Raw genomic sequence first — 15815 nt, 5'->3', positions numbered from 1 at the left:
ACGGGGTCAGACGTTGCGGCGGTACTGCCCACCCACCTCGAAGAACGCCTCCGTCACCTGCTGCAGCGTGCAGACGCGGGCCGCGCGCATGAGGACGTCGAAGACGTTGCCGCCCTCGATGGCCACCGTGCGCAGCTCGGAGAGCGCCGCCTCGGCCTCGCGCTCGTGCTCGGCCCGGAAGGCGCGCACGCGGGAGAGCTGCCCCTGCTTCTCGTCCTCGGTGCCACGGGCCAGCACGACCTCGCGCGGGGTCTCCCCCTCGTGCGGGTTGCGGAAGGTGTTGACGCCGATGATGGGCAGGCTGCCGTCGTGCTTGCGGTGCTCGTAGAGCATCGACTCGTCCTGGATGCGGCCACGCTGGTAGCCGGTCTCCATCGCACCGAGCACCCCGCCGCGGTCGGTGATGCGGTCGAACTCGGTGAGCACCGCGGCCTCGACCATGTCGGTGAGCTCGTCGATGACGAAGCTGCCCTGCAGCGGGTTCTCGTTCATCGCGAGGCCCCACTCGCGGTTGATGATGAGCTGGATGGCGAGCGCCCGGCGCACCGACTCCTCCGACGGCGTCGTGACCGCCTCGTCGAACGCATTGGTGTGCAACGAGTTCGCGTTGTCGTAGATGGCGATGAGGGCCTGCAGGGTCGTGCGGATGTCGTTGAAGTCCATCTCCTGTGCGTGCAGGCTGCGACCCGAGGTCTGCACGTGGTACTTCAGCTTCTGGCTGCGCTCACCGGCGCCGTAGCGCTCCTTCATGGCGATCGCCCAGATGCGACGGGCGACCCGCCCGAGCACCGAGTACTCCGGGTCCATGCCGTTGCTGAAGAAGAAGCTGAGGTTGGGCGCGAAGTCGTCGACGGCCATGCCGCGGGCGAGGTAGCTCTCGACGTAGGTGAAGCCGTTGGCGAGGGTGAACGCGAGCTGGCTGATGGGGTTCGCCCCGGCCTCCGCGATGTGGTAGCCCGAGATGCTCACCGAGTAGAAGTTGCGCACCTTCTTCTCGATGAACCACTCCTGGATGTCGGCCATCATCCGCAGCGAGAACTCGGTGCTGAAGATGCACGTGTTCTGGCCCTGGTCCTCCTTGAGGATGTCGGCCTGCACCGTGCCGCGCACGTTGGCCAGAGCGTGGGCGGCGAGCTCGTCGCGCTCGGCGGCGTCGGGCTCGCGCCCCTCCCGCTCGCGGAAGGCGTCGACCTGCTGGTCGATGGCGGTGTTGAGGAAGAAGGCGAGGATCGTCGGCGCCGGCCCGTTGATCGTCATCGACACCGAGGTCGTCGGCGAGACGAGGTCGAAGCCGCCGTAGAGCACCTTCATGTCGTCGAGCGTGGCGACCGACACCCCCGAGGTGCCGACCTTGCCGTAGACGTCGGGGCGCGGGTCGGGGTCGCGGCCGTAGAGGGTCACCGAGTCGAACGCGGTCGACAGGCGGGTGGCCGGCTGGCCCTCCGAGAGCAGGGTGAAGCGTCGGTTCGTGCGGAACGGGTCGCCCTCCCCCGCGAACATGCGGGCCGGGTCCTCGCCCTCGCGCTTGAAGGGGAACACGCCGGCGGTGAACGGGTACCGGCCGGGCAGGTTCTCGCGGCGCAGGAAGCTGACGAGCTCGCCGTGGTCGCGGTAGCGGGGCAGGGCCACCCGCGGGATCGTGTTGCCGCTGAGGGAGGTCCGCGTCAGGGCGGTGCGGATCTCCTTGTCGCGGACGCGCACGACCTGCTCGTCACCGGAGTACGACTCCACCACTGCGGGCCAGCCGGTGACGGCGTCGGTGACATCGGGCGGCAGGTCGCGCCGGGCCCGGTCGAGCAGGCCGGCGACGTCGTCGGTGGCGGCGCCGGCGTCGGCGAGCTCGCCCTGCACCTGCTCGAGGCGCTGCACCCGCGAGGCGGCCTCGGCCACGCGCTCGGTCTCGCGGTGGTACCCGCGCACGGTGTCGCTGATCTCCGACAGGTAGCGCACCCGAGCGGCCGGGACGACGGTGGCGATGCGGGTCGACTGGCGCGTGTCGACGACGGGCAGGGCGCCCTCGTCGACCGGCATCCCCTTCTCGCCGAGCAGCCCGCGCAGGTGCTGGTAGAGCGCGGTGACGCCGTCGTCGTTGAAGGTGGCGGCCGACGTGCCGAAGACGGGCATGTCGGCCGGGGTGGCCCCGAACGCCTCGCGGTTGCGCACCATCTGGCGGCCGACGTCGCGCAGGGCGTCCTCGGCGCCGCGGCGCTCGAACTTGTTGATGGCGACGACGTCGGCCCGGTCGAGCATGTCGATCTTCTCGAGCTGGCTGCTCGCCCCGAACTCGGGCGTCATGACGTAGAGCGAGACGTCGGCGTGGTCGACGACGGCCGCGTCGCCCTGGCCGATGCCGGGGGTCTCGAGCACGACGAGGTCGAACCCGGCGGCGGTGACGACGGCGAGGATGTCGTCGAGGTGGTCCGGCACCTGCGAGCGTCCGCGGGTGGCGAGGCTGCGGAAGAGCACGCGGTCGCCGTCGAGCGAGCTCATGCGGATGCGGTCGCCGAGCAGCGCGCCACCGCCGCGCGACCGGGTGGGGTCGACGGCGAGCACCGCGACGCGCAGCTTGTCCTGCTGGTCGAGGCGCAGTCGTCGCACGAGCTCGTCGGTGAGGCTCGACTTGCCCGACCCGCCCGTGCCGGTGATGCCGAGCACCGGGGCGCGACGGCGCCCGGCGGCCTCGCGGATGCCGGTGAGCAGGGTCGCGTCGAGGCGTCCCTCCTGGGCGCCGGTGAGGGCGCGGGCGACGGCGGCCCGCTCGCCGGCCAGCACGCTCTCGAGGCTCGGGTGCCCGACCGACCACAGGTCGACGTCGCAGTCGGCGATGACGGTGTTGATCATGCCGGCGAGGCCGAGGCGCTGGCCGTCCTCCGGGCTGAAGATGGTGACGCCGGAGGCGCGCAGCCGCGCGATCTCCTCCGGCACGATGACGCCGCCGCCGCCCCCGACGACCCGGACGTGCCCGGCCCCGTTCTCACGCAGCAGCTGCACGAGGTACTCGAAGTACTCGACGTGCCCGCCCTGGTACGAGCTGACGGCGACGCCCTGCACGTCCTCCTCGATGGCCGCGTCGACGACCTCCTGCACCGAGCGGTTGTGCCCGAGGTGGATGACCTCGGCGCCCTGGCTCTGCATGATGCGCCGCATGATGTTGATCGAGGCGTCGTGGCCGTCGAACAGGGCCGAGGCCGTGACGATGCGCACGTGGTGGCGGGGCTCGTGCCGGTCAGAGCGGTCGGGCTGGGATGGGGCGGGCTGCTGGGACACGGCTTCCTCCGGTGCGTCGTCGACCCCAAAACAGTAGGACTTCCGATTAATGGACGTCAATGTGACGCCCCCCTACGATGGGCGGATGACCGCCGAGCCCCGCGTCGAGACGGGTGAGGCCGCCCCGCGGCTCGCCTTCGACCCCATCGCGGCCGCCCGCGAGCAGTGGGTCGGGCAGGGGTGGGCGGCGGCGGCCGACGGTATGGCCGCGGTGACCTCGCTCATGCGGGCGCACCAGATCGTGCTCGCCCGCGTCGAGGCGACGCTGCGCCCCTTCCGGGTCACCTTCGCCCGGTACGAGGTGCTCATGCTGCTGCGCTTCAGCCGCCGCGGCTCGCTGCCGATGAAGGTCATCGCGTCCCGCCTCCAGGTGCACCCCACGAGCGTCACCAACGCCGTCGACCGCCTCCAGGACGCCGGTCTCGTCTCGCGCTCGGCGCACCCCGACGACCGCCGCGCGCTCATCGTCGCGCTGACGCCGGCCGGTCGCACCCTCGCGGAGCGCGCCACCGCCGCCCTCAACGCCGAGGTGTTCGAGCAGCCCGACCTCGGCGACGACGACCTGCGCGACCTCGTCGACGTCCTGGGCCGGTTGCGTCAGGCGGCCGGCGACTTCTGAGCCGCCCCGCGGCGGCCGGGTCGGGCCGGACGATCCGTCCCGGCTCGGGTCAGCCCAGCACGCGGTCGAGGAAGGTGTTGCCGAAGACGCGGTCGGGGTCGACCCGGTCGCGCAGGGCGAGGAAGTCGCCGAACCGCGGGTACAGCGGGGCGAGCGCACCGGCATCCGCGGCGAAGCACTTGCCCCAGTGGGGTCGCGCCCCGAGCGGCAGCAGGCCCTCCTCGATGGCGGGCAGCACCGCGTAGACGCCGTCGACGTCGCGGTTCCACGTGAAGTGGAAGGCCGTCACGTCGGTGCCGTACGAGCTGCTCAGCCACAGGTCGTCGGCGGCCACGGTGCGCAGCTCGCACACCTGCAGCAGCGGGGCGATGCGCTCGCCGAGACCGCGCATGACCTCGATCGCCTCGACGGCGCGGTCGCGCGGGACGAGGTACTCGCTCTGCAGCTCCTCACCGCGACTCGGCGTGAACTCCATGCGGAAGTGCGTGAGGCGGTCGAGCCACGGGCCCGGCTCCCCGAGCTGGGCGCTCACGGCGCGTGTGTCGCCGCCGTCGAGCATGTGCATCGTCGCCCCCGCCGGCAGGGCGTCGTGGAAGTCGGCGGGGCCGTCGTCGCCGCGCGACTTCAGCCACACCTGCTCGACGCCGCCGTCGCCCCAGTGGGTGAACAGGCTGACGCTGTAGGCGGATGCCGTAATGGCGTCGTAGTGCTCGACGACGGTGTCCCAGCCCAGCCCGGTGAAGACGCGCTGGTTGACGGTGTAGGTCGGCTCGACGTCGAGGGTCAGGGCGACGACGACACCGAGGGCGCCGAGTGACACGACGCTGCCGTCGAAGTCGGGCTCGCCGCGGGCGATGCGCACGAGGGAGCCGTCGGGGCGCACGACCTCGAGGGCGGCGACGGCCGTGGCCAGCGAGCCGTTGCGGTCGCCCGACCCGTGCGTGCCCGTCGCGACGGCCCCGGCGACGGAGATGTGCGGCAGCGACGCGAGGTTCGGCAGCGCCCAGCCCTGCGCCTGCAGGGCGCGGGCGACGTCACCGTAGGCGGCGAGGCCGGTGACGCGGGCGGTGCGCGACCCGGCATCCACCTCGACCGTCGTCGGCAGGTCGGCGAGCGAGACGAGCACCCCGTCGGTGTCGGTGATGTCGGTGAACGAGTGGCGCGAGCCGAGGGCCCGCACGCGCGGCTCGGCAGCGACGAGGTGCTGCACCTGCTCGACGGTGCGGGGGTGCTCGATGCGGCGGGCACGGTAGCGGTGGTTGCCGGCCCAGTTCGTCTCGACGGCGCTCGACAGGTCGATGGTGGTCACTCCCCCAGTCTGCCCCCAGCGGCGGGGTCTCACCCGCCGGGCGGCCCCCGGGCCTGCGGGTGGAGGTGATCCGCGACCGTCCGCGGTCGCCGAACACCTCCACCGGATGCCGGCCCGCCCGGGTCGAGGTGATACGCCGCGGTTGAGCGCGACGCACCACCTCCACCGGATGCCGAGGCGGCCGGGTCAGCCCCCGAGGCGACGGATGGCGGCGGGTGAGCCCGGGGTCGGGGCCAAGCGCCGGACCAGGCCCTGCTGGGCGAAGGTCCAGGCGTTGTTGACGACCCAGTAGACGAGCACGCCGGCGGGGACGAAGGCCGCGGCGGCGAGGATGCCGACCAGGCCCAGCCACGGCATGAGTGCGCTGACGTTCGCCGCGAGCGCCGGCCCGGCGGACAGGTCGGTCAGGGGCAGCGTGAACCAGCGCGAGGTGGCGAAGCTGAGCGCCCCGGCGAGGAGGGCGAGCCCGAGCAGCACCGCCCCCGAGCGCCAGTCGCGGGCGAAGGCGTCGCCGAGCCGGGCGGTCACCGTCAGGCCTGCGACCGAGGCCGCGCCGGCGGAGGCGACGAGCCCGGCGTCGAGCAGCCCCACGGCGTGACCCGCGGCGAGGTCGGACACGACGCGGTACAGCGCGTACACGAGCGGCAGCTGCAACAGCGCCGGGGCGAGGCTCCACCGCGAGATGCCGTGCTCGGCGTGGACGTCCCGCCGCTCGCGCTGCAGGGCCTGCAGGCTCTCGAGGTCGCGCCGCCCCTCGTAGCGGCGGGTGAGCGCGGTGAGCTGGGGCGTGGCTCGGGCCCGCGCGTGGGTCGTGCGCACCGACCGGAGCACGAGCGGCAGCAGGGCGCCGCGCACCGCGACGACGAGCAGGGCGAGGGCGAGCAGCCAGGCCGCCGCGGACCCGGGCGGCAGCCCGAGCGCCTCGGCGAGCGAATGGGTGCCGGCCAGCGCGGCGGCTACGGTGGACGTGAAGGGGGACAGCAGGTCAGGCATGGGTGGCTCCGTCTGGCGGGCCGCACGCACGAGATGGCGCACGGCGAGGGGTGAGGGCAGCGGCCCGCCACGTCGTCGTACACGACGCGGCGGTCAGCCCAGACCCGGAGCCCGCGGTCGGGAGGGGCGTCGCGTCACCGGCACCGCGCACCAGTAGGCGGTCGGCGCCTCGACCTCGTCGCCGGCGCCCGTGCCGCCGGGTCGGTACCGGGCGACCAACGGCGCCAAGGCCGGTCGCCGTGCGACGACGGCCAGGGCCACGAGAACGGCCACCGCGGCGAGCGCAGCAGGAGCACCGGCCGTCGACGGGTCGGCCACCGCCGACGGGAGCAGGCTGACGAGCAGCATCGCGACCGCGGCGAGCAGCGCGGCCAGCAGGCCGGACGTCCTCACCGTGCGCATCGCTCCCCCTCCGTCGGACCCACAGGCTATCCCCACCGGCATCCGGTGGAGGTGACCCGTCGCGACCCAGCGCGAGCGCGTACCTCCACCGGATGCCGGGTGGCCGGGCCTCAGAGGCGGGCGGCGAGGCGGTGGTAGGCGGCGCTCCAGCGCAGCTCCTGGCGCAGGCTCGTCGGCGTCGTGTCGGCGTCGATGACCACGAGCTCGGTCGAGACCATCTCGGCGAGGTCGCGGTACTCCTCGGTGCGCAGCGCGGTCGAGAGCACGGTGTGGTGAGGGGCGCCGGCGAGCAGCCACGACTCCGTCGAGGTCGACAGCGACGGACGCGGCTCCCACACGGCACACGCGACGGGCAGCCGGGGCAGCGCCTCGTCGGGCTCGACGACGTCGATCTCGTTGAGCGTCAGCCGGAACCGCCCACCGAGGTCGCTCATGCCCACGACGACGCCCTCACCGGGCGCGGCCGTGAAGCGCAGGCGCACCGGGTCCTCCCGGCCTCCGATGCCGAGGGGGTGCACCTCGAGCGACGGGCGGGCGCCCGCGATGCTCGGGCAGACCTCGAGCATGTGCGCCCCGAGGATCTTCTCCTCGCCGGGCACGAGGTGGTACGTGTAGTCCTCCATGAAGCTCGTCCCACCGGGGCGGCCCTGCGCCATCGCCTTCGACGTGCGCAGCAGCACCGAGGTCTTCCAGTCGCCCTCGCCGCCGAAGCCGTAGCCGTCGGCCATGAGCCGCTGCACGGCGAGGCCGGGCAGCTGGCGCAGGCCGCCGAGGTCCTCGAAGTTCGTCGTGAACGCGGTGAAGCCGCCCTCGGTGAGGAACTGCCGCAGCCCCAGCTCGATGCGGGCGCCGTAGCGCAGCGACTCGTGGCGCTCGCCGCCGCGGCGCAGCTCGGGCGCGACGGCGTACTCCTGCTCGTAGTCGCGGGCCAGGGCGTCGATCTCGCCGTCGCCGACCTCGTCGACGACCGCGGCGAGGTCGTTGACGCCGTAGGTGTTGACCGACACCCCGAACCGCAGCTGGGCCTCCACCTTGTCGCCCTCGGTGACGGCGACGTCGCGCATGTTGTCGCCGAACCGGGCCAGTCGCATCGTCCGCAGTGCCGTCACCCCGACGGCGGCCCGGGCCCACGCGGCGACCCGCTCGACGACCACCGGGTTGCTCACGTGTCCGGCGACGACCTTGCGGGCCACCCCGAGCCGCGCCCCGACGAAGCCGAACTCCCGGTCGCCGTGGGCGGCCTGGTTGAGGTTCATGAAGTCCATGTCGATGCTCGACCACGGCAGCTCGGCGCCGGCCTGCGTGTGCAGGTGCAGCATCGGCTTGCGCAGCGCGTCGAGGCCCGTGATCCACATCTTCGCCGGCGAGAACGTGTGCATCCACGTGATGACGCCGACGCACGCGTCCGCGGCGTTGGCGTCGAGCATGACGCGGTGGATGGCGACGGAGTCGGTGAGGATCGGCTTCCACACCACCCGGGCCGGCAGGGCGCCCGCCGCGTCGAGCTCCTTGGCGATGGCCTGCGACTGCTCGGCGACCTGGCGCAGCGTCTCCTCGCCGTAGAGGTGCTGGCTGCCGGTGAGGAACCACACCTCCCGGCTGTCGACGGGGGCGTCGAGGCTACCCCTCTGGCTCGAGCCGCCCGCGTGGCTGGAAGGGGTGCCGGGTGTGGTCATCGTGGTCTCCTCGTGGGCCGCGCGTCAGCGCTGGCCGTAGACGTTCTGGTAGCGGTCGAACAGGGAGTCGACGTCGGACTGCCCGATGGCGAGCGGCTCCCCGAGCTGGCGGGCGATGTGCACGGTGCGGGCGACGTCCTCGCACATGACGGCGGCCTTGACGGCGGCCCGGGCGTCGCGGCCGACGGTGAAGACGCCGTGGTTGCGCATGAGCACCGCCGGCGAACGGCTCACGCGCAGCGTCTCGACGATCCCGCGCCCGATCGAGTCGTCGCCGATGAGGGCGAACGGGCCGACCGGCACCGCACCGCCGAACTCGTCGGCCATCATCGTCAGCACGCACGGGATGGGCTCGCCGCGCGAGGCCCACGCCGTCGCGTACGTCGAGTGCGTGTGCACGACGCCGCCGACGTGGGGCATCTCCCGGTAGACGTAGGCCTGCGCGTCGGTGTCGCTGGAGGGCGCGTGCTCCCCCTCGACGACCCGCCCGTGCAGGTCACAGACCACCATGTTCTCCGGCGTCAGGTCGTCGTAGGACACCCCGCTCGGCTTGATGACCATGAGGTCGTGCCCCGGCACCCGGGCCGAGACGTTTCCGGCGGTCCACACGACCAGCGCGTAGCGGGTGAGCTCGCCGTGCAGGCGGGCGACGTCGCGCCGCAGGCCGGCGACGGTCTCGCGGACGTCCGCGGTGACGGTGAGGGTCACGCGCCCACCTCCACACGCTCGCCCGACCTGGCCACGTCGGCATCCGAGCTCGACGTCGTGGCAGTCGAGTTCACCTCGGCAGAGCCGGATGCCGGGTCGCCGGCCTCGTGCGCCCCGCCCGTCTCCGCACGGCGGGCCACCGCCTCACGACGCAGACCCTTGAGGCGCTTCATGACGTCGTTTCCGCCGCGACCGAAGTGGTCGTGCAGCGTGCGGTACTCGGCGTAGAGCGAGTCGTAGGCCGCGGCCCGTGCCTCGTCGGGCACGAAGGCTGCCCGCTGCACGCGACCCATGTGGCGGGCCGCCGTCGTCACGTCGGGGTAGCAGCCGGCGGCGACGGCCGCGTGGATGGCCGACCCGAGGGCGGGGCCCTGCTCGGACCCGATGAGCGAGAGGGGCAGCCGGGTCACGTCGGCGTAGATCTGCATGAGGAGGCGGTTCTTCGCCAGCCCTCCGGCGATGACGAGCTCCTCGACCGGCACCCCGCTCTCGCGGAACGTCTCGAGGATGGTGCGCGTGCCGAAGGCCGTCGACTCGAGCAGGGCCCGGTAGGTGTCCTCGGGGCGCGTGGCCAGGGTCTGCCCGACGACGAGCCCGGACAGCTCGTGGTCGACGAGCACCGACCTGTTGCCGCTGTGCCAGTCGAGGGCGACGAGGCCGTGCTCGCCGACCTCCTGACGCGCCGCCAGCGCCGTGAGGTGCTCGTGCACCGAGACACCGGACTCCCCTGCAGCAGTGACGTACTCGGGCGGCACCCCGGTCTTGACGAACCAGCCGAAGATGTCGCCCACCCCCGACTGCCCGGCCTCGTAGCCCCAGCGTCCGTCGACGATGCCCCCGTCGACGACGCCACACATGCCGGGGACCTCGCGGAGCACGTCGCTGTTCATGACGTGGCAGGTCGAGGTGCCCATGATGGCCACCATCTGGCCGGGCTCGGTGGCCTGCGCGGCGGGGGCGGTGACGTGTGCGTCGACGTTGCCGACGGCCACGGCGATGCCCTCCGGCAGGCCCGTCCAGCGGGAGGCCTCGGCGGTGAGACGTCCGGCGACGGCGCCCAGCGCGCCGATCGGGTGGTCGAGCTTGTCGTCGACGAAGCCCTCGAAGTCGGGGTTGAGGGCGGCGAGGAAGTCGCGCGTGGGGTAGGCGCCGTCCTGCAGGATCCCCTTGTACCCGGCGGTGCACGCGTTGCGGACGTACGTCCCGCACAGCTGCCAGACGATCCAGTCGGCGGCCTCGACCCAGTGGTCCGTGGCCTCGTAGACCTCGGGGTCCTCCTCGAGCACCTGGAGCGCCTTGGCGAACTCCCACTCCGAGCTGATGAGCCCGCCGTAGCGGGGCAGCCAGGCCTCGCCGCGCTCGGCCGCGAGGGTGTTGATGCGGTCGGCCTGACCCTGGGCGGCGTGGTGGCGCCAGAGCTTGACCCAGGCGTGCGGCCGCGACGCGAACCGCTCCGTCTCGCAGAGGGGTACGCCGTCACCCGTCGTCGGCAGCACGGTGCAGGCCGTGAAGTCGGTGGCGATGCCGACGACGTCGGCGGGGTCGATGCCCGCGGCCGCGACCGCGTCGGGGACGGCGTGGCGCAGCACGTCGCGGTAGTCGTCGGGGACCTGCAGGGCCCACTCCGGCGGCAGGGCCGGGCCCCCGGTCGGCAGGCGGTCGGTGACGACGGCGTGGCCGTACTCGTAAACGGCCGTGCCGACCTCGGCACCGTCGGCGACCCGGACGACGAGAGCCCGTCCCGACAGCGTGCCGTAGTCGACGCCGACGACGTAGGTGTCACGGCTGCGGCCGTTCTGGGCGGTGGTCGTGCTCGGCGCGGCGGTCGTCATGGCGGCGGTCTCCTGCTGCTTCGGGGCGGTCGGACGGTGGGGACGAGGGGAGGGTCGGACGTCGGGACGGTCACGGACCGCCCCGCCGACGCTCAGCGGTCGGGTCGGGGCGACGCCGTGCTGCGTCGCACGACGAGCGCGGGGTCGATGAGGCCCGGCTTCTGCAGCTTCTCGCCCGCGATCGCCGCGGTGAGCATGCCGATGGCGGCACGGCCGATGGCCGGGAAGTCCTGGCGCACCGTCGTCAGCGGCGGGATCACGTACGCCGCCTCGGGGACGTCGTCGAACCCCACGACGCTGACGTCGACCGGGACCTCCCGACCGGCCTCGTGCAGCGCGAGCAGGACGCCGATGGCCATCTGGTCGTTCGCGGTGAACACCGCCGTCACGTCGGGGTTCTCGGCGAGCCGGCGCCCGGCCGCGTAGCCGCTCGCCGAGCTCCAGTCGCCGGTGATCGGCTCGAGCGGTCGCAGACCCGCGTCGACCATGGCCTGGCGCCAGCCGTCCGATCGCGCCCGCGACTCGGCCCAGTCGAGCGGCCCCGTGACGTGGGCGATCTCGGTGTGACCGAGGTCGAGCAGGTGCTGCGTCGCCATGCGGGCTCCGGCGACGTTGTCGACGCCCACCGAGCGGCGCGCCCGCGTGAGGTCGCCCTCGACGATGACAAAGGGCAACGCTGCGCTGCGCGAGCGAGCCACCTCGAGCGCGTCGTCGTGACCCGCGATGACGACGATGCCCTCGACGGCGTGCTGCATGAGCGACTCGACCGCGGCGTCGAAGTCCCCCCGCGTCACCGACGCGAGCGTCACCGAGCTCGCCGAGAACCCCGAGTCGCGGGCGGCCTTGTCGACCGTGCGGTGCACGCTCGTCGGCCCGAACAGGGTCGACTCCGTCGAGATGATGCCGATGGTGCCCGAGCGACCGCGCACGAGGCTGCGGGCGGCCGTGTTGGGCCGGTAGCCCAGCTGCTCGATGGCCTCGAGCACGCGGTCGCGGGTCGCGGGCCGGATGCTCGGCGCGTTGTTGATGACGCGCGAGACCGTCTGGTGCGAGACGCCGGCCAGCCGGGCGACGTCCTGCATGACGGGGGCGCGCGTGGCGAGGTCGCTCACGCGCCCCTCCGCATGAACAGGCGCTGCATCACGATGAAGACGAGCAGCAGGCTTCCGATCGCGATCTTGGTCCACCATGAGCTCAGCGTGCCCTCGAACGAGATGAGTGTCTGGATGACACCCAGGACGAGCACGCCGAGCACGGAGCCCACCACCCAGCCGACGCCGCCCGACAGCAGGGTGCCGCCGATGACGACCGAGGCGATGGCGTCGAGCTCCATACCGACGCCGTGCAGGCCGTAGCCCGAGAGCATGTACAGCGAGAAGAGCAGGCCGGCGACCGAGGCGCAGAGCCCGCTGATGGCGTAGGCCGCCACCTTGACCCGCGCGACGGGCAGGCCCATGAGCGTCGCCGAGCTCTCGCTGCCGCCGATGGCGTAGATCGTGCGGCCGAAGCGCGTGCGGTGCAGCACCCAGGCGGCGACGGCCACGACGACGAGCGCGATGACGACGCTCCACGTGATGACGACTCCCCCACCGAGCTCGATGGTGCCGGTGGCGAGGCTGCGGAAGAACGGGTCCTTGATCGAGATCGACTCGACGCCGATGACGAAGCACAGGCCGCGGGCGAGGAACATGCCGGCCAGCGTGACGATGAACGGCTGCAGCTCGAACCGCTGGATGATCAGCCCCATCACCGTCCCGAGCGTGGAGCCGACGAGCAGCACGAGCAGGATGACGACGGGTGCGGGCAGCCCGGCGCGCAGGCACGCGGCGGCCACCATGGTCGACAGCGCCACGACCGCGCCGACCGAGAGGTCGATGCCCCCGGTGAGGATGACGAAGGTCATCCCGACGGCGAGCACGATGAGGAAGGCGTTGTCGATGAAGAGGTTCGCGACGACCTGACCGGACGTGAAGCCCTCGTACCGCAGCGAACCCACGCCGAACAGCAGCACGAACAGCACGAAGGTCGCGATGACGGGCAGCACCCGCCGTGAGCGGGCCAGCCGCGAGGATGCCGGGTGGCCGGCTCGGGCGCTCGGCGCACCGTGGGGCGTGAGCGCGGACGCGGGTGCCGGGCTGGGTGTGGAGGTGGAGGTGCTCACGACTGGGCCACCTTCTGCTTGGCGTCGGCATCGCCGGCGGTGCTGTCCGCGTCGGTGGGGGTGGTGGTCTGGGTACCGGGCGCGACGGCATCCGGCTGCGTGGTGTCGGTCGGGTCGGTCGTGTCGGCGCTGACACTGTCACCCGTGGCGCCGGTGCCGGTGGGGCTGCCGGACGCCCTGGCGCCCGACCGCCGTCGGCCGAGGGCCTCGCGTACCTTCGGCGCCTGCAGGAGGCAGACGGCGATGACGACGAGCGCCTTGAAGACGAGGGTCACCTCGGGCGCGATGCCCATGGAGTACACGGTCGTCGTCAGGGTCTGGATGATGAGCGCGCCGATGAGCGTGCCCGCCAGTGAGTAGCGGCCGCCGGCGAGCGACGAGCCGCCGATGACGACGGCGAGGATGGCGTCCATCTCGATCCAGAGGCCGGCGTTGTTGGCGTCGGCGGCGCTGACGTTCGAGCTGATCATGAGGCCGGCGACGCCGGCGCAGAGGGCGGCGAAGACGTAGACGGTCCAGATGATCGTGCGCGCCCGGAGGCCGGCGAGGCGGCTGGCCTCGGGGTTGATGCCGACCGACTCGATGAGCAGGCCGAGGGCGGTGCGGCGGGTGACGAGCGCGACGACCACGAGCGCCGCCACGGCGATGATGATCGAGACGGGCAGGAGCAGGAAGCCGGCACCGACCTCGCGGAAGGGGTCGTTGTTGACGGTGATGATCTGGCCGTCGGTGACGAGCATCGCGATGCCGCGGCCGGCGGTCATGAGCACGAGCGTGGCGATGATCGGCTGGATGCCGAGGATGGAGACGAGGAAGCCGTTCCACAGGCCGAGGACGAGGCAGAGGGCCAGCGCGAGGCCCATCCCGGTGAGGGCGGCGCCCAGGCTGCCGGGGTCGTCGGCCCCCGCGATGCTCGTGCATGCGACGGCCGCGGCGATGGCGACGACCGCCCCGACCGAGAGGTCGATGCCGCGGGTGGCGATGACGAGCGTCATGCCGAGCGCGATGAGCAGCGTCGGCGCGCCGTTCTTGAGGATGTCGACGAGGCTTCCGTAGAGCGCCCCGTCCTGCATGCGCAGGGAGAGGAACGAGGGGTTCGCGACGGCGTTGGCCGCGATGAGGGCGACGAGGGCGAGAACGGGCCACAGCAGTCGGCTGCCCCGCAGTCGCGCCCCGAGGCCCGGGGCCGCGGATCGGGTGACGGTGCTCATGAGGCGACCTTCTCGTCGTGGGTGGGGGCGGGACGCGCGCCGGGCGCCGCAGCGCTGTCGACGCTCTGGGCGCGCTCGGTGCTCTCGGTGCTCTCGGCGACGACGCGCAGGATGTCGTCGGGGGTGGCGCTGCCGTCGAGCTCGGCGACCTTCGCGCGGTCCTTCATGACGACCACCCGGTGGGACAGGCGCGCCACCTCCTCGAGCTCGGCGGAGATGTAGAGCACCGCCATGCCCTGCTGGGCCAGCTCGGTGACGAGCTTCTGGATCTGGGCCTTGGCCCCGATGTCGATGCCACGGGTGGGTTCGTCGAGGATGAGCAGCTTCGGCTCGGTGACGAGCCAGCGGGCCAGGAGCACCTTCTGCTGGTTGCCGCCGGAGAGCGTGCCGACGAGGGCGTCGGGGTTGGCGGGCCGGATGTCGAGGGCGGTGACCCACTTCTCGACGAGCTCGTCCTTGGTGCGCCGTGGGATCGGGCGCGCCCACCCGCGGGCGGCCTGCATGGCGAGCACGAGGTTGTCGCGGATGCTGAGGTCGGCGAGGATCCCCTCGCCCTTGCGGTCCTCGGAGCAGAAGGCGATGCCGGCCCGGATGGCCGACCGCGGCGTGCGCAGCGACACCGCCCTGCCGCCGACGGTCACGCTGCCCGAGTCGGGCCGGTCGGCGCCGAAGAGCAGCCGAGCCAGCTCGGTGCGCCCGCTGCCGAGCAGGCCGGCCAGCCCGACGACCTCGCCCTCGTCGATGCGCAGGTCGAACGGGGCCACCGAGCCACGCCGCCCGAGGCCCGTGGCCTCGAGGACGGGTGTGCGCCGCACCTCGTCGGCGGCCTCGTCGGCGAGGCGCTCGACCTCCTGCAGGGCGCCGAGCTCGCGGCCGATCATCGCCGACACGAGCTGCAGCCGGCTCAGCTCGTCGGTGCGGTACTCCCCGACGAGCCGGCCGTTGCGCAGCACCGTCATGCGGTCGGCGATCTCGTAGACCTGCTCGAGGAAGTGCGAGACGAAGAGGATGGCGACGCCGTCGTCGCGCAGGTGGCGCATGATCCGGAAGAGCTCGGCCACCTCGTCCTGGTCGAGGCTCGAGGTGGGCTCGTCGAGGATGAGCACGCGGGCGTCGACCGCGACGGCCCGGGCGATGGCAACGAGCTGCTGCACGGCGATCGGGTGCTCGGCGAGGGTCGAGCCCGGGTCGATGTGCAGACCCATGCGCGCCATGAGCTCGGCGGCCCGGGCCCGCGTCGCCCGCGCGTCGATGGCGCCGAAGCGGCGCGGCTCGCGACCGAGCAGCACGTTCTCGGCCACCGACAGGTTGGGGCAGAGGTTGACCTCCTGGTACACCGTGCTCACGCCGGCGTCCTGGGCGGCGCCCGGGCCACCGAAGGCGACCTCCCGGCCGTCCAGGGTGGTCGTGCCGGACGTCGCGGTGTAGACGCCGGTCAGCACCTTGATGAGGGTCGACTTGCCGGCGCCGTTCTCGCCCATGAGGGCGTGCACCTCGCCCGGCAGCAGCCGGAAGTCCACTCCCTCGAGCGCTTTCACGCCGGGGAACTCCATCGTGATGCCGCGCATCTCGACGACGGGCCGACCCGTCACCGTCTGCTCACTGCTCATGACGTCCTGTCCTGTCCGCGGGCGTCT

General features: G+C 72.8%; 12 protein-coding genes. 1 reads left to right on the top strand and 11 read right to left on the bottom strand.

What is annotated here, in order from left to right:
- Positions 1-6 precede the first annotated feature (6 nt).
- A complete protein-coding gene (gene icmF / locus DFJ68_RS01655) occupies positions 7-3204 on the bottom strand; it encodes a fused isobutyryl-CoA mutase/GTPase IcmF (protein ID WP_276330686.1) in 3198 nt (1065 codons plus the stop codon).
- A 148-nt stretch (positions 3205-3352) separates the two neighbouring features.
- Between icmF and DFJ68_RS01650 the strand changes: the two genes are divergently transcribed.
- Positions 3353-3886: a MarR family winged helix-turn-helix transcriptional regulator gene (locus tag DFJ68_RS01650; protein WP_245963387.1), complete on the top strand. Its 534-nt coding sequence runs from the start codon at positions 3353-3355 to the stop codon at positions 3884-3886.
- 49 nt (positions 3887-3935) lie between these two features.
- Here DFJ68_RS01650 and DFJ68_RS01645 read toward each other — a convergent pair whose 3' ends face one another.
- The 10 genes from DFJ68_RS01645 to DFJ68_RS01600 all read right to left on the bottom strand — a co-directional run bounded on the left by DFJ68_RS01645 (position 3936) and on the right by DFJ68_RS01600 (position 15788).
- Positions 3936-5195 carry an FAD-binding protein gene (locus tag DFJ68_RS01645; protein WP_121030492.1) on the bottom strand — a complete coding sequence of 420 codons (1260 nt, stop codon included), beginning with the start codon at positions 5193-5195 and terminating at the stop codon, positions 3936-3938.
- Positions 5196-5381: 186 nt separating this feature from the next.
- Positions 5382-6188, bottom strand: a complete 807-nt coding sequence (gene yidC / locus DFJ68_RS01640) for a membrane protein insertase YidC (protein WP_147431490.1) — start codon at positions 6186-6188, stop codon at positions 5382-5384.
- A 93-nt stretch (positions 6189-6281) separates the two neighbouring features.
- Positions 6282-6590, bottom strand: coding sequence for a hypothetical protein (locus tag DFJ68_RS01635; RefSeq protein ID WP_121030488.1), 309 nt, complete (start codon positions 6588-6590; stop codon positions 6282-6284).
- 110 nt (positions 6591-6700) lie between these two features.
- Positions 6701-8266: an L-arabinose isomerase gene (araA, locus tag DFJ68_RS01630; RefSeq protein ID WP_121030486.1), complete on the bottom strand. Its 1566-nt coding sequence runs from the start codon at positions 8264-8266 to the stop codon at positions 6701-6703.
- A 24-nt stretch (positions 8267-8290) separates the two neighbouring features.
- The gene (locus DFJ68_RS01625) at positions 8291-8974 is read right to left on the bottom strand and encodes an L-ribulose-5-phosphate 4-epimerase (protein WP_121030484.1); all 684 of its coding nucleotides are present in this window, start codon (positions 8972-8974) and stop codon (positions 8291-8293) included.
- Positions 8971-10806 carry a ribulokinase gene (araB, locus tag DFJ68_RS01620; protein ID WP_121030482.1) on the bottom strand — a complete coding sequence of 612 codons (1836 nt, stop codon included), beginning with the start codon at positions 10804-10806 and terminating at the stop codon, positions 8971-8973. The genes DFJ68_RS01625 and araB overlap by 4 nt, the downstream gene beginning before the upstream one ends.
- 92 nt (positions 10807-10898) lie before the next feature.
- Complete coding sequence (locus tag DFJ68_RS01615; RefSeq protein WP_245963386.1) at positions 10899-11918, bottom strand: LacI family DNA-binding transcriptional regulator; 1020 nt, start codon at positions 11916-11918, stop codon at positions 10899-10901.
- Positions 11915-12967: a galactofuranose ABC transporter, permease protein YjfF gene (gene yjfF / locus DFJ68_RS01610; RefSeq protein WP_121030480.1), complete on the bottom strand. Its 1053-nt coding sequence runs from the start codon at positions 12965-12967 to the stop codon at positions 11915-11917. The genes DFJ68_RS01615 and yjfF overlap by 4 nt, the downstream gene beginning before the upstream one ends.
- Positions 12964-14178: an ABC transporter permease gene (locus DFJ68_RS01605; RefSeq protein ID WP_121030479.1), complete on the bottom strand. Its 1215-nt coding sequence runs from the start codon at positions 14176-14178 to the stop codon at positions 12964-12966. The genes yjfF and DFJ68_RS01605 overlap by 4 nt, the downstream gene beginning before the upstream one ends.
- A complete protein-coding gene (locus tag DFJ68_RS01600; RefSeq protein WP_211333248.1) occupies positions 14175-15788 on the bottom strand; it encodes a sugar ABC transporter ATP-binding protein in 1614 nt (537 codons plus the stop codon). Before DFJ68_RS01600 ends, DFJ68_RS01605 begins: the two co-directional genes overlap by 4 nt.
- Between the last annotated feature and the right edge of the window lie 27 nt (positions 15789-15815).

This window comes from Terracoccus luteus (assembly GCF_003635045.1).
GTDB lineage: Bacteria > Actinomycetota > Actinomycetes > Actinomycetales > Dermatophilaceae > Terracoccus > Terracoccus luteus.
This window is presented reverse-complemented; position numbering and strand designations above follow the sequence as displayed.